Source organism: Methylobacterium sp. Leaf112 (assembly GCF_001423295.1).
Taxonomy (GTDB): Bacteria; Pseudomonadota; Alphaproteobacteria; order Rhizobiales; family Beijerinckiaceae; genus Methylobacterium.
Map to the genome: position 1 here is coordinate 55030 of NZ_LMNG01000032.1, position 16790 is coordinate 71819.

Here is a 16790-nt window from a genome sequence, read left to right on the forward strand (position 1 = left end):
CCGGGCGTAATCGCGCCAAAGCAGTCCGAACCGTCATCCCATCCGACAGAGCCCCCGTGCCCCCTCCTCCCTCGAAGCTGCAGACCCTGCTGCCCGATCTCGGGCAACGCGTGCTCGTGATGGGCATCCTCAACGTCACGCCGGATTCGTTCTCCGACGGGGGGCGCTTCGCCGATCCCGGGCCCGCCCGCGCCCAGGCCGAGACCCTGGTGGCCGAGGGGGCGGCGCTGATCGACATCGGCGGGGAATCGACCCGGCCGGGGCATACCCCCGTCTCGGCCGAGGAGGAGCAGGCCCGCATCCTGCCGGTGATCCGCGACCTCGCGTCCCGCCTGCCCGTGCCGATCTCCGTCGACACCTACAAGGCCGCCACCGCCCGTGTCGCCCTGGAGGCGGGTGCGCGCATCGTCAACGACGTCTGGGGCCTGCAGCGCGAGCCCGACATCGCCCACGTCGCAGCCGATCACGGCGCGCCCGTGATGGTGATGCACAACCGCGAGACCATCGAGCCCGGGATCGACATCGTCGCCGACATGCTGCGCTTCTTCGAGCGCTCCCTCGCCATCGCTCGGCAGGCCGGCATCCGCGACGCCGACATCGTCCTCGATCCGGGCATCGGCTTCGGCAAGAGCTGGGAGCAGCACCTGGACGCCCTGCGGCGGCTGCCCGAGATCGTCGCCCTCGGCTTTCCCGTCCTCGTCGGCGTCTCGCGAAAGTCCCTGCTGGGGCGCCTGCACAACACCGAGACGAAGCCCGTCGACCGCCTGTTCGGCTCGCTGGCGAGCCACGTGCTGGCCGCGACCCTCGGCGCCGGGATCGTGCGCGTCCACGACGTCGCGCCCCATGTCGATGCCCTCCGGGTGGTGGATGCCGTGATGAGGCCGGAGCGATGACCCTGTCCCATCCCGGCGACCGCATCCTCGTCCAGCGCATCGCGGTCTTCGCGTATCACGGGCTCCTCGAGGAGGAGGCGCGCCTCGGCCAGCGCTTCTACATCTCCCTCGAATGCCGCCTCGACCTGGCGCCGGCGGGCCGCTCCGACGAGGTCGCTCACACGGTGAGCTACGCGGACCTCACCGAGATCGTCACCCGGATCGCGACCCAGCGGCGCTTCGCCCTCATCGAGGCCCTGGCCGAGGCCATCGCGGCCGAGATCCTGTCGGCGCACGAACCCATCCGGTCCGTGAGCGTGCGGGTCGACAAGCCGAGCGCGCCGGTACCGGCGGTGATCGAGGGCGTCGCCATCGAGATCGTCCGCCACCGGGCCGGAGACGCGTCGTGAACGCCGCCTATCTCGGCCTCGGCTCCAACATCGGCGACAAGGCCGCGACCCTCGCCGAGGCGGTGGCGCGCCTCGCCGTGACGCCGGGCATCCGCATCACCGCCCGCTCGGCCGATTACCGCACCCCGCCCTGGGGCGACACCGACCAGGATTGGTTCCTCAACGCGGCCCTGGGGCTGGAGACGAACCTGTCGCCGCACGACCTCTTGGAGGCGGGCCTCGCCATCGAGACCGCCATGGGCCGGGTGCGCGAGCGCCGCTGGGGGCCGCGGGTCATCGACATCGACGTGCTGCACTATGCCGGCGCCACCATCGACGACGCCCGCTTGGTCCTGCCGCACCGGTTCGTCCGCGAGCGCGCCTTCGTGCTCGTGCCGCTGGCCGAGATCGCCCCCGACCTGGTCATCGGCCCCGAGACCGTGGCGCAGGCGCTCGCCAAGCTCGACACCGCGGGCATCGAGCCGGTCTGATCAGGGGCGGATCTCCACGGGCGTGCCGACATCGACCCGGGCGTAGATGTCCGCCATCTCGCCATTGGTCACGCCGACGCAGCCGTTGGTCCAGTCGACGAAGCGGTGTAGGGGGCCGAACCACGAGAAGCCGTTGAGCAGGCCGTGGATCATGATGTCGCCGCCGGGCTCCCGGCCCTCCGCCGCCGCCACGGCCGCCTGCTCCGGCGTCGGATAGGACACCTTGAGCGACAGGTGGGCGACGCTGCGCGGGTTGCGATACGCGATCGCATAGAGCCCCTCCGGCGTGCGCCCGTCGCCCTCGCGGGCCTTCTGGCCGACGGGCGCGAAGCCGAGGGAGACCGGATAAGTGGCGAGCACCCGTCCCTCCCGCAGGAGGGTGAGGCGCCGCGCGGCCTTCTCGACGAGGACGGCGTCGGCCCGGTCCGAGACCGGCACGAGGTCCGGCTCGACGCGAGTCCATTGCTGCCGGTCTGCGACGACGGCGACCGTCCCGAGACCCACGACGGCGGCGGCGAGCCACCATCGCCGGGTCCGGGGCGGACGTGCGTCCGTCATCTCAAGGGGATGCCGGGGCGAGGAGCTTGTTGCCCTCTTCCTCCAGCAGCGGCACGTCGAAGTCCCGCAGGACCTTCTCGATGTCGGTGCGACGCTTGCGCAGGATGGTGTTGAGGCTGCGCTTCCAGTCGTTCTCCTCCATCCGCACGCCGAGGGCGATGCGGAAGGTGAGCGGTGGCCGGTCGGGCTCTTCCAGCAGCGGCACCACCGCCATGGGCACGCCGCTCTGTTTCGCCAGCCAGCCGGCGGCCGGCCCCCACAGGATCGCCGCGTCGATCCGCTTCTCGGCGAGATCCGCGATCACCTCGGCCGCGATGGTCTGGTGTTTGCGCGCCGGGTCGAGCTGGTAGGGCGCGTAGGCCTTCATGGTGCTGACGAGGCCGAGTTCACCCATGCGGTTAACCGGGGGCGTGCCGCCGATGACGCCGATGGCCTTGCCCTTGAGGCGCGGATCGTCGAGGCGCGTCACCCCGTCGAGGTCGCCCTTGCGGGTGACCAGGGTGTAGGCCGAGCGGTAGTACGGGTTGGTGTGTTGCACGAGTTCGCCGCCGGACGCCGACCCCATGATGAGGTCGCACAGGCCGGTGCCCAGGGTGTTGCGCACGAAGCCGGGTCCCTGCGTCAGCCAGTAGTAGCGGACCTTGACCTTCAGCTCCTCGGCGATGATCGCCGCGATGCGGTTCTCGAACCCGTCCTCCTTGCGCTGGGAGAACGGCATGTTGCCCGGATCGCCACAGACCCGAAGGGTGTCCGTGGTGACGAGGTCGGGCAGCGATTGCGCCAACGCGGGTCGCGCCCCTGCTGCGGCGAGCAGGAGCGCGAGGACGAGGCCGGTGGTCGAGCCTGTGCGGGTCATCAGCCGCCCAGGCACTCCTTCTCGGCCTTCTTGGCGGCCTCGGGCTTCTCTTCCTTGTCCGTCGGGCGGACGCGCGGCATGGCGCCGGAGGCACGGGCCTTCAGGTAGGTGTAGAGATCGTCAGCGTAGCACATGACGTTCTTGTTGTCGCCGAAGGCAGGCATGACGTTGGTGCCGGCCGCGCTGACATCCTGTTTGCCGCCGGCGATGACGCCGATGAACTCCTCGTACGACAGGCGCTTGAGCGAGTCCTTGAGGGCGGGCGCGTAGGTCGAGCCCATGGCGTCGGGGCCGTGGCAGACGTGGCACTCGGCGTGATAGCGGCGGTAGCCGGAATAGGCGTACCAGTCGAACTTCTTGCCATCGTTGCTGATGTGATAGGTCGGAGCGCCGTCCTTGTCGAAATACTTGCCGTCCTCGACCTTCACCGCCTGATACTTGTCGAGCAGCTTGGCGTCCTTCTCGGGCGCATTGGGATCGAGTTGGTTGACCAGGGCCGCATCGGTGGGCTTGGCGTCCGCGGTCTTGGCGTCCGTGGTCTTGGCGTTCGTGGTCTTGGCATCAGCCGGCTTGGCGTCCTGCGCCTGGACGGCGGCAGTGGATGCGAGCGCGAGAACGAGGGCGGCCACGAGCGGACGGATGGCGGCTTTGCTTTGGTACTGCAACGACGTTTCTCCCAGGAGCATCCATCGGCCCGTTCGACCGATGTTCGAATTGTTCTTGATAATGACCTAATCATAAAGGTGCCGGCGCGGAAACCCGCGCCGGCACCCTAACCTTCAAAGCTTCGTGCGACCGATTAGTTCGGGAGCGCGAACACGGTCAGCTGACCGCCGAGGTTGGTGTAGTTCGAGAGGGCGGCGTAGCCACCCACCGCGCCGAGACCGGCGTTCGGGTCGGTCAGGCCGGCCGCGAGGCCGATGCCGGCCCAGCCACCGACACCCGACAGGATGCCGACGAACTGCTTGCCCTTGTGCTGGTAGGTCATCACGTTGCCGATGATGCCCGACGGGGTCTTGAACTTGTAGAGCTCTTTGCCGGTCTTGGCGTCGACGGCCTTCAGGTACCCCTCGAGGGTGCCGTAGAACACCACGTCACCGGCGGTGGCAAGAGCGCCAGACCAGACCGAGAACTGCTCGGAGTTCGACCACTTGATCTTACCCGCGATGTTGTCCCAGGCGATGAAGTTGCCCATGCCGCCGTGGCTGTTGGGGGCCGGGTACATGGCCAGCGTCGCGCCGACGTAGGGCTGACCGGGGGTGTAGGACACCCGGAACGGCTCGTAGTCCATGCAGACGTGGTTGGTGGGCACGTAGAACAGCTGGGTCTTCGGCGAGAACGCCGCAGGCTGCTGGTCCTTGGTGCCGAGAGCGGCGGGGCAGATACCCTTGGAGTTGGTATCCTCACCGTTCTGCTCGGTGGAGTACTTGGCCTGGACGAGCGGACGACCGTAGGTCTTCGAGCCCTTGTCCATGTCGACCTTGGAGGCCCAGTTCACCACCGGATCGAACTTCTCGGCGACCAGGAGCTCGCCGGTGGCGCGATCGAGGGTGTAGCCGAAGCCGTTACGGTCGAAGTGGGTGAGGAGCGGACGATCCTTGCCGTCGACCTTCTGATCCGTGAGGATCATCTCGTTGATGCCGTCGTAGTCCCACTCGTCGTGCGGGGTCATCTGGTAGACCCACTTGGTCATGCCGGTATCCGGGTTACGTGCCCAGATGGTCATGGACCACTTGTTGTCGCCCGGACGCTGCTTGGGGTTCCAGGTCGAGGGATTGCCCGAGCCGTAGTAAACGAGGTCCAGCTTCGGATCGTAGGAGAACCAGCCCCAGGTGCAGCCGCCGCCGGTCTTCCACTGGTCGCCTTCCCAGCTCTTCAGCGAGGAATCCTTGCCGACCGGCTTGCCGAGCGAGGTGGTCTTCTCGGGATCGACGATCAGCTGATCGTCGGGACCGACGGAGTAACCGCGCCAGGCCTTCTTGCCGGTCTTGGCATCGTAGGCCGTGACGTGGCACTGCACGCCGAACTCGCCGCCGGAGATGCCGACGATGATCTTGTCCTTCACGGGCAGAACGGTGGCGGTGTTGGTCTCACCCTTCTTGGGGTCGCCGTTGACGACGGACCAGTTCACCTTGCCGGACTTGGCGTCGAGCGAGACGACGGTGGTGTCGGCCTGGTGCAGGATGATGTTGCCATCGGCGTAGGCGAGACCACGGTTGACCGTGTCACAGCACATGACCGGAATGACCGACGGGTCCTGCTTCGGCTCGTACTTCCAGACGATCACGCCTTCCTTGTCGAGGTCGAGGGCGTAGACGATGTTCGGGAAGGGGGTGTGGACGTACATCATGTTGCCGACGACGAGCGGGGAGCCCTCGTGGCCGCGCAGCACGCCGGTCGAGAACGTCCAGGCGACCTGGAGTTGCTTGACGTTGCTGGCGTTGATCTGGTCGAGCTTGGAATAGCGGGTGTTGCCGTAATCGACGGTCTGAAGGACCTGCTCGGCCGGGTTGGCCGTGCGCTTCAGGACGTCTTCGTTGGCGAGGACCGGGCTAGAGGCCACCAGGCCGGCGCCCAGGGCAAGAAGGTGAACCGCTCTCATGCATTCCTCCGACAAGTCTTGACACCGAGCGTTCGCAGATCCGGAGATGCGCGAGTTTTCGATGCGACCTGCTGTTTGCGACAGGGACAGATAACGCTTCCGTAGCGGGCGGAGGGCCGAACCGAACCATGAGGTCCCGGGTCGATCCTCCTGGCCGAGGGCCGCTATCCCTTTGCGGCGCCCCTCGAAACCGAAGCTTGAATGAACTCTAAGAAAAATTCCGGGGCCGTCAACTCGCTTTGTGAGGGTTTCCTGAGGCTAGGCCAAAGGTCGTAAGGCCCCGACCTTGGTGAATCGACCCCTAATGCTGCGGCGCAACCAATGTTGCGGTGCAAAAACAGCGATCTTGTTACCAAAGCTTTTTATAGAGCGGACGGGATCTTATGCGCGAAACGCATGCGGACATGCGGAATGCATGCGTGGTCCTCGATTTCGGCTGGATCCGAGCCGAACGCGCCCTCGGCTTCGATCGGACGCCGCCGGTAGTCCCGGGGCCATGCAGGATAGTGCAGGTGGGCATTCCGGCCGCCGTATCGGTGGAAAGCCGCCGAACCTGCGCGGCCCGTCACGCCCAGGGGCGATGCGTTGTCTCGCCGCATCGGAGCCGCGGCGGCTTTTCCGGGGACGCCGACGCCTTCGCGGGCCCCTTGTCGGCTCAGACGGCGATGATGCCGGGGTAGCGACCGGCGAGATCGGCCCGGGTCGCGTCCGCCCAGGGCCGGTCACGGGCTTCGCGCGGGCGGTCCAGGGCCACGGTGGCGACGCGGCGCGCCGGTCGGGCCGACACCAGAACGAGCCGGTCGGCGATGGCGATGGCCTCGGCGACGTTGTGGGTCACCATCAGGACTCCCATACCGGTTCCGGTGACGCTGTCGACGACCAGGCCGCGCAGGGCCGCCGCCGAGGCGTCGTCGAGGGACACGAACGGTTCGTCGAGGACGAGGATGCGCGGGCTCTGGGCCAAGGCCCGCGCCAGGGCGACGCGCCGGGCCATGCCGAGGGACAGGGCGCCGGGATAGCGACGCCGCCACGGGGTCAGGCCGAGGGACTCGAACAGGGCATCGAGATCGCGGCCGCGCGCGGTGCGCGGCAGGGCGAGGCGCACGTTTTGCTCGACGGTGCGCCAGGGCAGCAGGCGCGGCTCCTGGAACACCATGGCGATGCCGGCGGTCTCCGGGTCGGGCGTCACGCTGCCGTCGTAGGCGGTGTCGAGGCCGAGCAGGATGCGCAGGGTCGTGGTCTTGCCCGCCCCCGAGGGGCCGATGAGGCAGGTGATCTCGCGCGCGTGAAGGGAGAAGCCCAAGTCCCGCACCGCCTCGACGGGCTCGGGGCCGCCGGCGCCGTAGATCTTGGAGCGGATGTCGACGGTGAGGGCCGCGGGCCCGGCGCCGCCGGCGGACATGGGCCCGGCGCCGCCGGCGGACATGGGCTCAGCGCCGCCGGCGGACATGGGCTCAGCGCCGCCGGCGGACATGGGCCCGGCGCCGCCGGCGGACATGGGCTCAGCGCCAGCGTCGGACATGGGCTTCGAGGCGCTGGAGGACGAGAATGTCGATGGCGATCATCACGCTCATGAACACGATGCTGTAGCCGACGATGGCGGCCACGTTCAGGCTCTGGACGAAGTAGTAGTTGATGGCGAAGCCGACCCCGTTGGGCCGTCCCAGCAGCTCGATCACCAGGACGATCTTCCAGGCCAGCGACAGTCCGGAGCGGGCGGCCGCCACCACGAAGGGCTGGAGTTGGGGCACCAGCACGTGGGCGATCCAGGTGCGCCGGTCGAACCGGTAGGTCCGGGCCATCTCCTCCAGTTGCGGATCGAGGCCGCGCGCGCCCTCGCGCAGGATCACGGCGACGTTCGGCAGCTTGTTGAGCACCACGGCCAGCACCGCCGCGCCCTCGTTGAGGCCGACCCAGATGTAGGCCAGCACGGTGATGACGAGCGCAGGGGTGTTGAGGAGGATGAGGAGCGGCGTGTCGAGGACGAGGTTGAGGCGCCGCGACCGCCCCAGCGCGATGCCGAGCAGCACGCCCAGCACCATGGCGAGCACGAAGGAGATCCCGACCCGCGCGAGGGTGATGCCGACGTTGGACCACAGGTCGCCCGAGGCGGATTCGCTCTGGATGAAGCTCAGGATCGCGAGGGGCGCCGGCAGCAGCCGCGAGCCGGCCGCGACGGCGGCCGCCTGCCACCCGGCCAGCAGGACGAGGACCGAGACGAGGCGGGTGGCGGTCCCCATGTCGCTAGAATCTCATCGTGCTAGGCAGGCTTCGCGGGAGTGGGCACCGGTTCTGCGTCGAGAACCCGAGTCGGTTCGCGTCGGGGCGCCGAAGCGAACCGGCTCAGAGAGGCGCAGAGCGGCTCCGGCGCGCGGTCGCGTGCGTCAGCCATTCGCCGTGCCGTCGTAGTACAGGTCCGGCGGCAGGGCGGTGCCGGCGCCGACGAGGCGCTCGCCCCCGAGCCGGGCCAGGACGCCGTAGAGACGCTCGCCGTCGGCGCGTTCGGCGGTGAGCGCCCGGCGCGGGATGCCGGCGAGGAAGTCGCGCTTCAGGGCCTCGAAGGTCGCCTCGTCCTCGGCCGCCATGAGGGGGCGGACCACGTCCCACGCCGAGGCGTCCTGGGCAAGCATGTCCTTGGCCGCCTTCGAGGCGCGGGTGAAGCCCGCCACCGCCTCGGGCTTGGCCGAGACGGTCTCGCCCGCCAGGAGGTAGCCGATCAGCGCCATGGAGCCCGTGGCGCCGAAGGCCCGCATGATGTCGTCGGAGCCGATGATGCGCCGGAAGCCCTTCGGCTCCAGGCGCGCGCAATAGGTCCAGTACAGGAGGCCGGCGTCGAGTTCGCCCTGCTCGAGCTTGAGCGCCAGGAGGGGCGGCGCGCCGAACGCGATGGTGGCCTCGGTCTCGAGGTCGAGGCCGGCGGTGTCGCGGGCCTGGGCCTTGAGGAGGAGCCAGTTCTTGTCGAGCGGCCCGCCGGCGACGCCGATGCGCTTGCCCTTGAGGTCCTTGAGGGTGGCGATGGGACTCTTGCCCGGCACCATCAGGGACCCCTCGGTGGTGGAATAGGGAAAGAACCGCATGGCGCGGCCCTCGTTGCCGAGGCGGGCCGCCCACAGCAGGTCGCCCACGATGGTGTCGACCTGACCGCCCTGGAAGGCGATGCGGGCGGCATCGTTGCCGGCGAGCTTGACCACGTCGAGGGTGAAGCCGTTGGCCGTGTCCAGGCCGCGGGCCTTGATCACGGCGGCCTCCCACGACACCGTGCCGAAGGGCAGGCTGCCCACGGAAACCCTGGGGGGCGCGGCCCGGGCCGGGCGAGCGGCCAGGGGCAGCAATGCCGCCGTCGCGAGCAATCCGCGCCGTGACAGCATCGGCGGTCCCTCCCTTATTCTGTTGAGAGTCTCAATAGGATGTCCCGGTTCGGCCGTCCACCGGCGCGACCGCGCCGGCGCTGAGGCGAAACGGCCCGCGCGCTTGCGCGGGCGTCCTTGCACGGGCGTCCTTGTGCAGGTGTCCTCGCGCGGACGTCCTTGCACCTGCGCCCCGCCCGTCGCAGGGTCGCCGCCAGGCGCCCGGCCGACGCCGGGCCACGGGAGGATCCACCATGGCCGAACCGCGCGAACCCGTCCTCGACGACGCCACCATCGAGGCCCGCCTCGCCGGCGAGCTGCCGGCCTGGCGCCTCGAGGACGGCTGGATCAAGCGCACCTACAAGACCGCGAGCTGGAAGAGCACGCTCATGGTCATCAACACCGTGGGGCACCTCGCCGAGGCCGCCTGGCACCATCCCGACCTCACGGCCTCCTACGCCTGGGTCGAGGTGCGCCTGACCAACCACGCCGCCAAGGGCGTGACCGAGAAGGACTTCGCCCTGGCGCGCAAGATCGAGGAGGTGGTCGGCTGGCAGCCCGGCACGGAGGGCGGCGCCCTCGAGGGCACCCCGACGGACCCGCGCTTCGCCTACATCAAGCACGACAAGTAGGGCGCGCGTCTCACCGCTCCGCCTTCACCCGGCGGCACTCGGTCTTGAGGTAGGCGGTCTTCCCGACTTCGTCGCGAAGGTCCGTGCGGGCGATGATCTCCTGCCAGCCGTTGGTGCAGCCGAGCTCGTTGGCAACGCGGACCTTGCGGACCTCGCTCGCCCTGTCGTCGGTGCAGCCCTCGATGGGGATGCCGTTGGCGCAGACGAGGACGACGGCGATGAAGGCGTTCACGGGCGGGCTCCGGCTGACAGACGCATCATCGGGTACGCGCGGCGCCGCGCCCCGGTTTCAGCCGATCTCCGGGTCAGCTGATTTCCAGGATCGTGTCGGGCGAGAACGTGGCGCCCTCGACCGGGTTGGCGACCCAACGGGTGCGCCCGACCCTGAGATCGTGGCCTGCGTGGAAATGACCCGAGATCCACACATCCGGGCGTGCGGCGTCGGGCAGGTCGTTCAGCACCGTGGTGGCGTAGAAGGCCGGCAGCCACCACGGCACGCCGGGCGCCCCGCGAAACGCATCCACCGCCGCCGTGCCGGCCGGGTGGTGGGTCACGCACACGCTCGGCCCGTCATGCGGCACCGACAGGGCCGCGACGAGCCCCGCCCGCTCGCGCTCATGCGCCGCCATGGCGTCCCGCGGCGACCACACCGAGCCGTCGCCGTTGCGGATGGCGCCGCGGAACTCGCGGGACCCGGTGACGGGGTCGGTCATGCGCGCGGCGGCGTAGGCGACGGGGTCGGCTGGCCGGTCCGGCGTCCCGGCGTCGCGCCAGCGCCCGGCGAGGCGCCAGTCGGTCCACAGGGTGGTGCCGGTGAAGCGCACCCCGTCGAGGATCACGGACGCGCCCCCCTGGAGCAGGTGGATCGTGTGCCCCGCCTCGTTCAGGCGCGCGACCTCGGCCTCCAGGGCGGCGAGGAGCTGGGGCGCCGTGCGACCGTCGCCCGTGGGGGCGTAGCGCTCGTGGTTGCCGGGCACCAGCACGATGGGCCGGCCCTGCGCCAGGGCCACCACGGCCGCCAGCCCCCGCTCGGGATGGCCCTCCCACAGGTCGCCGGCGCAGGCGAGGACATCGAAGGCGGGGCGCGGCAGGGGGATCACGTCGAGGCGGCGACGCTCGAGGTGGAGATCCGAGATCGGAAAGACGCGCATGGAGTTCTGGAGCCTCGGACTTTCAGGAAGCCGTCTTCACGCGACCGCCCGTGAGCGACCGTTCTGCCTCAAGCGACCGTTTTGGCCGCGCGCCATTCCGCGCGGGCCGCCCGGAGGATGTCCCCGGCCGAATCCGCGTTGAGGACGGCGATGCCGGCGGCGGCGACGAGGTCGGGCCAGGGGGACAGGGTCAGGGCGGTGACGAGGCCGGCGGCGATGATGGCGAGGTTGGCGTAGGCGTCGTTGCGGGCCGAAAGGTAGGCCGCCCGGGTCAGGCTGCCGCCGCCGTCGCGGTGGCGCGCCAGCATCGCCGCGCAGACGAGGTTGACGCCCAGAGCCGCGAGCCCTGTCAGGGTCAGCGCCAGAGGCGCCGGCGGGGTCAGGTCTGAAAACTTCTCGTAGGCCGCGTAGGCCGTGGCGAGGCCTGGAATCACCAGGATGCCGGCCAGCACCATGCCGAGGCGGGCCCGGTTGCGGACGCTCCAGCCGATCCCGGCGAAGATCAGCAGGTTGATGGCCGCGTCCTCGAGAAAATCGAGGCTGTCGGCGATGAGGGCGATGGAGCCGATGGCGAGCGCCACGGCGATCTCGATGCCGAAGAACCCGAGATTCAGGGCCGCCACCCGGGCGACGACGGGACGGAGCGCGGGGGTGGGCGCGGGCTTCATCACGCTGCCGGATCGATCGGGACGGGAGATTCGGTCACGGGGCCATCCCTGAAGCATCGTCCCCGAAGGCGTCGGTCGGCATTCGGGACAGGACGAGGCCGAGCCTCCGCGCGCCTCATCTCATCCTGCGCCTCTTCGCCGATGCGCCGCGCCCTGTCGAGGGGGCGGCCGCCCTTCCCCCGGAGACTTCTAACTAAGGGAGACCTCCAATCGTGGGAGATCTCGAATCATGGGAGATCTCGAATCGTGGAAGGGACCGGGGCGGGCCGGAGATCGGCGCGACCGATCAGGGGCCGCGTGCGATGCGCCGGTTGCGCACGTCCTTCAGCGCGCGCCGATGGGTGGGAGAGATCCCCGGCGGCGTCGGCGGCGGGGCCGGCTTCGGCAGGACGGGGGTCAGGGTCCGCACGCGAGACGACAGGGCCGGATGGACCGGTGCGCCCTGCGGCCGCCCGGGCGCCGGCCAGCCCATCGGGGCGGCTTCCCAATCGACCGTGATGGGCCTCGGCGCAGCGGGCCTGCGCGTTCGACCGGTGCGCCGCGGCTGCGGCGAACGGCACGCCGCGACCGTGAAGGCGACGAGGGAGCCGGCGAGGCAGGCGCAGGCGAGGACGAGGATGTCCGGCCTCGGCGTTTCGCTCACCATCAGGCCGACGAGCCCCGTCACCGAGAGCGCCGACCCGATATGCCGGGGTGCGAAGGGGTCGAAATCGGTCATGCCCGACACCCTCGGCCCTGGGGATCACGAAAGCGTGAAGTCAATCCTTCGAATTGTCCCGGCTCTTTCCCCGGTACCCTGGCGCACCGCGTCCATCCATCCCGCCTGCGCACACGTCGGTCTGGTCCCGTGGGCCGCAGGCGTCCTCCTCCTCCGGAGAAGAGGCCTCAGGGTTCGCGAAACCCCGTCGGCAAGCCGTCGAGGCTCACTGCATTCTTCTCGGCGCGATAGGCACGAAGCCCGGCTTCTCCCTTGGCCTCGGCCCAACGCGCGAGAACCGGGCGTTCGCCCGCGTACGCGAAGAGCGGGACGCCATAGCCGCAGCTCGTCTGCACGAGGTCGATCGCGAGGGACACGACCTGACGGGCCCCGAGCGGTTCCACGCCTCCGTAGAAGCGGTCGAGAAACCCCGCGTAATCCGATGACCCCCGGAACGCGACGCGGCCTTTTCCATAAAGCCGAAGAATCGACGGCGGGCCGTCGAACGCGCAGAACATGAGGGTCACCGGGCCGTCGGCCCTCACATGGGCGGCCGTTTCGCTGCCGCTGCCGGTCAGGTCCAGATAGGCGACATGGTTCGGGTCGAGCACATGAAGGTGTTCGGTCGGACGAGGCGAGATGTTGGTGCGCGCGCCCAATGCCCCGGAGCCGGTGAAGAAGATCTTCTGCGATGCGATGAAATGCTGATGCGTGTCCTCCATCGCGGGGAACTGCTTCGCCATGCTGGCCTCGTCGATCGGTTCGCTGTCCGGCAGAGTTTGCGCACGAAGAGCCACCCGTGCGGCGCCATCGTGGCAGACCCAGGGTCGTCTCCGTCACGTGCCGCGATGTCCGTGAAGGCTCGACCGGTTCGGGTGAATACGGGCCGCGCGGCGGTCCGAGACTGGATTTGGCCGCGCGCCTGTGCGAGGCGAGCGTGACCTGCCGCGCGTCCCCGGACGTGCCGCCGACGCATGCGTGCCACAAACGGAACGAGACGGGGGAACTGCCCATGATGCCAGAACTGCGCGTCCTGTACTTCGAGGACCTCGAAGTCGGCCTGTCCGAGACCCTCAACAAGGAGATCTCGTCCTCCGACGTGGTGGGCTTCGCCGAGATCACCGGCGACCGCAACCCGATCCACCTGTCCGAGCACTTCGCCGCCCGTACGCCGTTCGGCACCCGCATCGCCCACGGCCTCTATACCGCCGGCCTGATCTCGGCGGTGCTCGGCACGCGCCTGCCCGGCCCCGGCGCCATCTACATCAGCCAGACCCTGAACTTTCGCGCGCCCGTGCGGATCGGCGACACGGTTCAGGTCACCGTCGAGGTGGCCGAACTCGTGCCCGAGCGCCGCCGTGCCCGCCTCAAATGCACCTGCTCCGTCGCCGGCGAGATCGTGCTGGACGGCGAGGCCCTGGTGAAGGTGCCGACCAAGGCCGAGGCCGACCCCCTCGCCATCCGCATGGGCGGCCGCCCGCCGAGCGCCTGACCCGGCCGCACCCCTGACCCGGCCCGTGACCCCGATCCCCATCGACAGCCCGGCCGACGCGCGCCTCGCCCCCTACACGGCCATGCGCGAGCGCGATCTTGTCGGGCGCGCGGGCCGCTTCATCGTCGAGGGCGACGTCACCCTTCGGGTGATGGTTTCGCAGAAGGCGCGGTTCTCGCTGGAATCGATCCTGCTGTCGCCGGAGCGCGTGGACGGCCTCGCCGACATCCTGCCCGACGCCGTCCCGGTCTACGTCGCCGCCAAGGCCGTGATGAGCGCCATCACGGGGTTTCCGATCCATCGCGGCGTTCTGGCGGTGGGGCTGCGCGGCCTGGAGGGCGCCCTTGCGGTGCCGCCCGCCCCGGCGCCGGCCCTCGTCGTCGGCCTCGTCGGATTGACCAACCACGACAATGTCGGCGGCCTGTTCCGCAACGCCGCCGCCTTCGGGGCCGACGCGGTGCTCCTCGACGCCGACACCTGCGATCCCCTCTACCGCAAGGCGATCCGGGTCTCGGCCGGCGCGGCGCTCACGGTGCCGTTCGGGCGCCTGCCCGACGGTGCCGCCTGTCTGGCCTTCGCGCACCATCACGGCCTCATACCCCTGGCGCTCAGCCCCGCCGGGGGCGAGACCCTGTCCGACCTGACGCCGCCGCCCCGCGCCCTCCTGCTCCTCGGCACGGAAGGCCCCGGCCTGCCCGAGGCGCTCATGGCCCGCGCCCGGACCATCCGCATCGCCATGGCGCCCGGCTTCGATTCCCTCAACGTCGCCACCGCCGGGGCGCTCGCCCTGCACCACCTCGCCGCGCACCGGTTGGGATGATGGCATTCCGCGCGATTTTCCACGGGCGCAGCCCCGAATCACCCCCCGCACCGGCACGCGACAATCCGTGGCTCTTGCCCTGCCGGTCGCTACGCTCAAGATTGCACCCGTGTGCCGGTCGGTGTGCGTGGTAAAGCCGGATCGGGCCAGGGGGCGTGATCCAGGCGATCGATGGGGAGTTGTGAGCGTTGCTGCAGTCACGGGATGGCTTGCGGACTTTGTCCGGACGCCGGGTCATCATCGTCGGCGCCGGCCCCGGCGGCCTCGCCACGGCCCTGCTGCTGGCGCGGGCGGGCGTCCACGTCACGCTCCTTGAAAAGGACCCGGCGGTGGGCGGCCGGACCAAGACCGTCGAGGCCCCGGGCGGGTACCGCTTCGACATCGGACCGACCTTCTTCCTCTATCCACAGATTCTCGCCGACATCTTCGAGTCCTGCGGTGAGCGGCTGGAGGACCACGTCAAGCTCGAACGTCTCGATCCGCAATACCACCTCGTCTTCGAGGAGAATGGCGGGATCTCGGGCACGATCCAGGCCACCAACGACATGGCGCGCCTGGAGGCCGAGGTCGCCCGCATCGCGCCGGACGACGCCAAGAACGTGCGCAAGTTCTTCTCCGACAACCGGGTCAAGCTGAAGTTCTTCAAGCCGGTGCTGGAGCAGGCGTTCCACACCCTGCGCAGCATGGCCTCCCCGGCGATGATCGCCGCCCTGCCCCACCTCCATCCGGGGCGCAGCGTCGACAAGGACCTGCAGCGCTACTTCGCCGATCCGCGCGTGCGCCTCGCCTTCGCGTTCCAGACCAAATACCTCGGCATGTCGCCGTTCCGGTGCCCGAGCCTGTTCACCATCCTGTCGTTCCTCGAATACGAGCACGGGGTCTACCACCCCGTCGGCGGCTGCGGCGCCGTCTCGGAGGCCATGGCGGGGCTGGCGCGCCGCATGGGCGTCGACATCCGCCTCGGCGCCAGCGTCGACCGGGTGCTGTTCGAGGGCAAGAAGGCCTGCGGCGTCGTCTGCGGCGGGGAGACGATCCCTGCCGACGCGGTGGTGATCAACGGCGATTTCGCCAAGGTGATCCAGGATCTGGTCCCCCAGTCGCACCGCCCGCGCTGGCGCGACGCCAAGATCGAAAAGGCGCGCCTCTCGTGCTCGACCTTCATGCTCTATCTCGGGATCGAGGGCCCGGCGCCGGAGGCGCTCGGCCATCACACGATCCTGTTGTCGGAGGATTACGCCCGCAACATCCGCGAGATCACCGGTGGCACCCTGCCGATGCAGCCCTCGCTCTACGTCCAGCACGCCGGCTTCACCGACGGCGGCATGGCGCCCCCCGGCCACACGAGTCTCTACGTCCTCGTGCCGGTGCCGAACCTCAAGGCCGACATCGACTGGGCGACCACGCGGCAGACCTATCGCCGCCTCGTCCTCGACCGCTTGAAGATCCTCGGCCTCGGCGACATCGAGGAGCGCATCCGCTACGAGCGCATCGTCGACCCGACGGAGTGGCGCGACGACTTCTTCGTCCACGAAGGCGCCACCTTCAACCTCGCCCACGACCTGATGCAGATGCTCTACTTCCGCCCGCACAACCGCTTCGGGCCCGGCCTCTACCTCGTCGGCGGCGGCACCCATCCGGGCTCGGGCCTGCCGGTGATCTACGAGGGCGCGCGCATCACCGCCCGCCTGCTCATCGAGGAGTTGTCGGCCGGCCGCGTCGGCGCAGAAGCGGCCGGCGTGCCGAACACGGCGCCGCTCGCCACCTCCGGCGACGCCGCGTGACGCATCTCATCGCGGGCGCCGCCTGCCTCGCCCTCTGCCTCATCGCCGGGTCCGCTCGGGCGGCCACCGTCGAGGTGACCGTGGATGGGATCGAGCCCGTGCCCTCCACACTCTACGTCGCCCTGTGCCAGGGCGGCCTGTCGGAGGCCGAGTGCCGGACCGGCCAGGACGCGCCCGTGCGGGCCGCGAGCCAGCGCGTAGTGTTCGAGGGTGTGGCGCCCGGCGCCTACGCGGTGGCGGCGTTCCAGGACCTGAACGGCGACCGCCGCCTCGACCGCACCGGCCTCGGCCTGCCCACCGAGCCCTACGGCTTCTCCGGGGCGCCCGAGCGCACGGCCCGGCCGGATTTCGCCCGTGCCCAGATCGCCGTGCGCGAGCCCGGGCTGGCCTTGCGCGTGCGCCTGGTCCGCGCCCTGCCCCGCCGCTGACCGCCC

General features: G+C 69.9%; 20 protein-coding genes. 8 read left to right on the forward strand and 12 right to left on the reverse strand.

Translation table 11 applies throughout. The features are described 5' to 3' along the window. Positions 1 to 119: 119 nt before the first annotated feature. The 3 genes from folP to folK are packed head-to-tail and all read left to right on the forward strand — an operon-like array spanning position 120 to position 1752. A complete protein-coding gene (folP, locus tag ASF52_RS18650) occupies positions 120 to 893 on the forward strand; it encodes a dihydropteroate synthase (protein ID WP_200927302.1) in 774 nt (257 codons plus the stop codon). Continuing rightward, entirely contained in the window at positions 890 to 1282 is a 393-nt protein-coding gene (gene folB, locus ASF52_RS18655; protein WP_056175254.1) for a dihydroneopterin aldolase, read from the forward strand. The genes folP and folB overlap by 4 nt, the downstream gene beginning before the upstream one ends. Next, a complete protein-coding gene (gene folK / locus ASF52_RS18660) occupies positions 1279 to 1752 on the forward strand; it encodes a 2-amino-4-hydroxy-6-hydroxymethyldihydropteridine diphosphokinase (protein WP_056175257.1) in 474 nt (157 codons plus the stop codon). The genes folB and folK overlap by 4 nt, the downstream gene beginning before the upstream one ends. Here folK and ASF52_RS18665 read toward each other — a convergent pair whose 3' ends face one another. From ASF52_RS18665 to ASF52_RS18695, 7 genes are all read right to left on the reverse strand, one after another. Continuing rightward, positions 1753 to 2310, reverse strand: coding sequence for a L,D-transpeptidase family protein (locus tag ASF52_RS18665; RefSeq protein ID WP_056175259.1), 558 nt, complete (start codon positions 2308 to 2310; stop codon positions 1753 to 1755). Position 2311: 1 nt separating this feature from the next. After that, positions 2312 to 3166, reverse strand: a complete 855-nt coding sequence (gene xoxJ, locus ASF52_RS18670; protein ID WP_056175262.1) for a rare earth element methanol dehydrogenase accessory protein XoxJ — start codon at positions 3164 to 3166, stop codon at positions 2312 to 2314. Then, positions 3166 to 3831 (reverse strand): c-type cytochrome, methanol metabolism-related, encoded by a 666-nt coding sequence (locus ASF52_RS18675; protein ID WP_056175646.1) that lies wholly within the window; start codon positions 3829 to 3831, stop codon positions 3166 to 3168. The genes xoxJ and ASF52_RS18675 overlap by 1 nt, the downstream gene beginning before the upstream one ends. 134 nt (positions 3832 to 3965) lie before the next feature. Beyond that, positions 3966 to 5768: a lanthanide-dependent methanol dehydrogenase XoxF1 gene (gene xoxF1 / locus ASF52_RS18680; RefSeq protein ID WP_056175264.1), complete on the reverse strand. Its 1803-nt coding sequence runs from the start codon at positions 5766 to 5768 to the stop codon at positions 3966 to 3968. A gap of 655 nt (positions 5769 to 6423) precedes the next feature. Continuing rightward, positions 6424 to 7170, reverse strand: a complete 747-nt coding sequence (locus tag ASF52_RS18685; RefSeq protein ID WP_056175648.1) for an ABC transporter ATP-binding protein — start codon at positions 7168 to 7170, stop codon at positions 6424 to 6426. 100 nt (positions 7171 to 7270) lie between these two features. Further along, positions 7271 to 8008: an ABC transporter permease gene (locus tag ASF52_RS18690; protein ID WP_056175267.1), complete on the reverse strand. Its 738-nt coding sequence runs from the start codon at positions 8006 to 8008 to the stop codon at positions 7271 to 7273. A gap of 144 nt (positions 8009 to 8152) precedes the next feature. Next, on the reverse strand, positions 8153 to 9136 hold the full coding sequence (locus tag ASF52_RS18695; protein WP_056175271.1) for an ABC transporter substrate-binding protein: 984 nt from the start codon (positions 9134 to 9136) through the stop codon (positions 8153 to 8155). 233 nt (positions 9137 to 9369) lie between these two features. On the opposite strand from ASF52_RS18695, the gene ASF52_RS18700 reads away from it, so the two are divergent. Then, positions 9370 to 9747 (forward strand): 4a-hydroxytetrahydrobiopterin dehydratase, encoded by a 378-nt coding sequence (locus ASF52_RS18700; protein WP_056175274.1) that lies wholly within the window; start codon positions 9370 to 9372, stop codon positions 9745 to 9747. Positions 9748 to 9757: 10 nt separating this feature from the next. Here ASF52_RS18700 and ASF52_RS18705 read toward each other — a convergent pair whose 3' ends face one another. The 5 genes from ASF52_RS18705 to ASF52_RS18725 all read right to left on the reverse strand — a co-directional run bounded on the left by ASF52_RS18705 (position 9758) and on the right by ASF52_RS18725 (position 13006). After that, complete coding sequence (locus ASF52_RS18705) at positions 9758 to 9979, reverse strand: hypothetical protein (RefSeq protein ID WP_056175276.1); 222 nt, start codon at positions 9977 to 9979, stop codon at positions 9758 to 9760. Positions 9980 to 10052: 73 nt separating this feature from the next. Further along, positions 10053 to 10898 carry a metallophosphoesterase gene (locus ASF52_RS18710; protein WP_056175279.1) on the reverse strand — a complete coding sequence of 282 codons (846 nt, stop codon included), beginning with the start codon at positions 10896 to 10898 and terminating at the stop codon, positions 10053 to 10055. A 68-nt stretch (positions 10899 to 10966) separates the two neighbouring features. Further along, positions 10967 to 11566 (reverse strand): cation transporter, encoded by a 600-nt coding sequence (locus ASF52_RS18715; protein ID WP_443136702.1) that lies wholly within the window; start codon positions 11564 to 11566, stop codon positions 10967 to 10969. A gap of 286 nt (positions 11567 to 11852) precedes the next feature. After that, complete coding sequence (locus ASF52_RS18720; protein WP_056175285.1) at positions 11853 to 12284, reverse strand: hypothetical protein; 432 nt, start codon at positions 12282 to 12284, stop codon at positions 11853 to 11855. A gap of 167 nt (positions 12285 to 12451) precedes the next feature. Beyond that, positions 12452 to 13006, reverse strand: coding sequence for a hypothetical protein (locus tag ASF52_RS18725; protein WP_056175288.1), 555 nt, complete (start codon positions 13004 to 13006; stop codon positions 12452 to 12454). Positions 13007 to 13275: 269 nt separating this feature from the next. Between ASF52_RS18725 and croR the strand changes: the two genes are divergently transcribed. The 4 genes from croR to ASF52_RS18745 all read left to right on the forward strand — a co-directional run bounded on the left by croR (position 13276) and on the right by ASF52_RS18745 (position 16784). Continuing rightward, positions 13276 to 13755 carry a 3-hydroxybutyryl-CoA dehydratase gene (gene croR / locus ASF52_RS18730; protein ID WP_056175651.1) on the forward strand — a complete coding sequence of 160 codons (480 nt, stop codon included), beginning with the start codon at positions 13276 to 13278 and terminating at the stop codon, positions 13753 to 13755. Positions 13756 to 13837: 82 nt separating this feature from the next. Beyond that, positions 13838 to 14575: a TrmH family RNA methyltransferase gene (locus ASF52_RS18735; RefSeq protein ID WP_056175653.1), complete on the forward strand. Its 738-nt coding sequence runs from the start codon at positions 13838 to 13840 to the stop codon at positions 14573 to 14575. 188 nt (positions 14576 to 14763) lie between these two features. Next, on the forward strand, positions 14764 to 16356 hold the full coding sequence (gene crtI / locus ASF52_RS18740; protein ID WP_056175290.1) for a phytoene desaturase family protein: 1593 nt from the start codon (positions 14764 to 14766) through the stop codon (positions 16354 to 16356). Beyond that, positions 16353 to 16784: a DUF2141 domain-containing protein gene (locus tag ASF52_RS18745; protein ID WP_056175293.1), complete on the forward strand. Its 432-nt coding sequence runs from the start codon at positions 16353 to 16355 to the stop codon at positions 16782 to 16784. The genes crtI and ASF52_RS18745 overlap by 4 nt, the downstream gene beginning before the upstream one ends. Positions 16785 to 16790 lie beyond the last annotated feature (6 nt).

Excerpts from the sequence above, each read along its gene's own strand:
- folP (WP_200927302.1), top strand. The coding sequence starts at position 120 with ATGGGCATCCTCAACGTCACGCCGGATTCGTTCTCCGACGGGGGGCGC.
- folB (WP_056175254.1), top strand. The coding sequence starts at position 890 with ATGACCCTGTCCCATCCCGGCGACCGCATCCTCGTCCAGCGCATCGCG.
- ASF52_RS18665 (WP_056175259.1), bottom strand. The coding sequence starts at position 2,310 with ATGACGGACGCACGTCCGCCCCGGACCCGGCGATGGTGGCTCGCCGCC.
- xoxJ (WP_056175262.1), bottom strand. The coding sequence starts at position 3,166 with ATGACCCGCACAGGCTCGACCACCGGCCTCGTCCTCGCGCTCCTGCTC.
- xoxF1 (WP_056175264.1), bottom strand. The coding sequence starts at position 5,768 with ATGAGAGCGGTTCACCTTCTTGCCCTGGGCGCCGGCCTGGTGGCCTCT.
- ASF52_RS18685 (WP_056175648.1), bottom strand. The coding sequence starts at position 7,170 with ATGTCCGCCGGCGGCGCCGGGCCCGCGGCCCTCACCGTCGACATCCGC.
- ASF52_RS18690 (WP_056175267.1), bottom strand. The coding sequence starts at position 8,008 with ATGGGGACCGCCACCCGCCTCGTCTCGGTCCTCGTCCTGCTGGCCGGG.
- ASF52_RS18695 (WP_056175271.1), bottom strand. The coding sequence starts at position 9,136 with ATGCTGTCACGGCGCGGATTGCTCGCGACGGCGGCATTGCTGCCCCTG.
- ASF52_RS18700 (WP_056175274.1), top strand. The coding sequence starts at position 9,370 with ATGGCCGAACCGCGCGAACCCGTCCTCGACGACGCCACCATCGAGGCC.
- ASF52_RS18710 (WP_056175279.1), bottom strand. The coding sequence starts at position 10,898 with ATGCGCGTCTTTCCGATCTCGGATCTCCACCTCGAGCGTCGCCGCCTC.
- ASF52_RS18715 (WP_443136702.1), bottom strand. The coding sequence starts at position 11,566 with ATGAAGCCCGCGCCCACCCCCGCGCTCCGTCCCGTCGTCGCCCGGGTG.
- ASF52_RS18720 (WP_056175285.1), bottom strand. The coding sequence starts at position 12,284 with ATGACCGATTTCGACCCCTTCGCACCCCGGCATATCGGGTCGGCGCTC.
- ASF52_RS18725 (WP_056175288.1), bottom strand. The coding sequence starts at position 13,006 with ATGGCGAAGCAGTTCCCCGCGATGGAGGACACGCATCAGCATTTCATC.
- croR (WP_056175651.1), top strand. The coding sequence starts at position 13,276 with ATGATGCCAGAACTGCGCGTCCTGTACTTCGAGGACCTCGAAGTCGGC.
- ASF52_RS18735 (WP_056175653.1), top strand. The coding sequence starts at position 13,838 with ATGCGCGAGCGCGATCTTGTCGGGCGCGCGGGCCGCTTCATCGTCGAG.